At 66.9% G+C, this 1,294-nt stretch carries 1 protein-coding gene; it reads right to left on the bottom strand.

What is annotated here, in order from left to right:
* Positions 1–57: 57 nt before the first annotated feature.
* Complete coding sequence (locus tag AACH10_RS25320) at positions 58–1,215, bottom strand: IS481 family transposase (RefSeq protein WP_341413342.1); 1,158 nt, start codon at positions 1,213–1,215, stop codon at positions 58–60.
* Positions 1,216–1,294 lie beyond the last annotated feature (79 nt).

Below are 1,294 nucleotides of genomic sequence, written 5' to 3'. Positions count from 1 at the left end.
TGTTCAGACCGGACACATGGGTAACGGGTGTGCCAGGACATGGGTAACACCTTGGGCTCAAGTGTCGGGCTTGTCGGCGCGCAGGTCGATGGTCATGAATTTCTGGTGGCAGAAGTACACGTGATGCACGCCATCGAGCTCTGGATTGGCCCGAATGCCGATGGGCAGGCGGTGCAAGGCGGTGGAGGTGCGCAGCTTGCGTCCGTGGAAGTGGATGAAGCCGTTCCAGCCCACTGTGATCACCGTGTCCGTGCGCGGGTACTCGATGGCCGGCAGTCGCTGCGGGTAGGCGATGGGGCTGGCCTGGTAGCGCTGGATCGGCACCTGCAGCGCCAGCGCCTCGTGCGGTCGCTGGCAGTTGTAGATGGTGCGCCATGCGTCGAAGGCGCGCTGTGTTGCTGCCAGATCGGGAAAGTGCCTGCCCGCGATCACTTCGACGTCCAGCGTGCGATGAAAGCGTTCGAGCTTGCCGTTGGTCTGCGGGTGGTACGGGGCGCTGAAGCTCACACGCACGCCCAGGCGGATGAGCCAGACGGCCAACTCGCTCAGGCTGCGCCCGCCGGCGCTGGGACTGCCCCAGGGCGAGCCGTTGTCGGCATTGATGCGCGCAGGCAGGCCGTAGCGCTGGAACACCTCGACGAGTTGGGGCTGCACCTGGGCGGTATCGGTGCGCGGCTGCGCGCGCAGCAGCAGGTTGAAGCGGGAGTGGTCGTCCAGCAGCGTCAGCGCATGGCAGGGGCCAGCCAGAGTGGCAAAGCGGCCCTTGAAGTCGATCTGCCACAAGCCGTTGGGTGCGTCGTGCTCGAAGCGCTGCCAGGGGGCCGCAGCCTGGCTGGCGTCGGGGGTGATCAGGCCGTGGCGGTGCAGGATGTGCGTGACGGTGCTGGGCGCCAGCGCTGCGTGGCCCAGGTCGAGCAGCCGCCGCGCGATCTTGCGTCCACCCCAGGCCGGATGCTCGCGACGCACGTCGACGACGGCCTGCTCGACCGCCGCCGTGCTGCGCGCGGGGCTGGCGTTCGGCCGGCGGCTGCGGTCGCGCAAAACCGACTGCCCGTCATCGCCAGGCGACTCAAGGGCACGGGCCAACCATTTGTAGCCGGTCTTCGGGCTGATGCCGAAGCGCCGGCACAACGCTCGCCGGTTGGCTCCGGCCTGGCAGGCCAGGTGCACAAATTCCTCGCGCAGGGACACGGTATTTCTCTCCGTCCAGACCATGGGCTCTTCCGTTGGCTTCAGCCTCGAAAGCGTTACCCATGTCCTGGCACAGGTGTTACCTATGTCATCGGTCTGAACA

Source organism: Pseudaquabacterium inlustre (assembly GCF_038066595.1).
GTDB lineage: Bacteria > Pseudomonadota > Gammaproteobacteria > Burkholderiales > Burkholderiaceae_C > Pseudaquabacterium > Pseudaquabacterium inlustre.
This window is presented reverse-complemented; position numbering and strand designations above follow the sequence as displayed.

Bases quoted from the DNA above. Each gene is read 5' to 3' on its own strand.
- AACH10_RS25320 (WP_341413342.1), bottom strand. From the start codon at position 1,215: ATGGTCTGGACGGAGAGAAATACCGTGTCCCTGCGCGAGGAATTTGTG.